The 242-nt window shown below is 63.6% G+C and carries 1 protein-coding gene; it reads right to left on the minus strand.

Annotated elements, in window-relative coordinates:
* Nucleotides 1-242, minus strand: a 242-nt coding sequence (locus SB753_RS40675) for an ABC transporter substrate-binding protein (protein WP_410805626.1), incomplete at both ends; no start/stop codon positions are given.

Consider the following 242-nt stretch of genomic DNA (forward strand, 5'->3'; position numbering starts at 1 on the left):
GGCTCTGTGGTCATGCCGGCGTCGATCCGGTTCTGCTTGATCGCCGCGATGAAGCTGTTGTCCGCGCCCACCGGCAGCAGCGTGTATTGCGTGGACGGCACGCCCGCGCGTTGTGCGAGGTACTGCGTGAGGAAACTCGTCGATGAGCCCAGGCCCGTTACGCCCAGCGTCTTGCCCTTTGCGTCGGCCATGCTTTTGAAGGTGTCCGCGGCTTTCGTGGAAACCATCTCCACTTCACCGGG

Origin of the sequence: Paraburkholderia sp. SIMBA_053, from assembly GCF_046534895.1 — a bacterium.
GTDB classification, from domain to species: Bacteria; Pseudomonadota; Gammaproteobacteria; order Burkholderiales; family Burkholderiaceae; genus Paraburkholderia; species Paraburkholderia caledonica.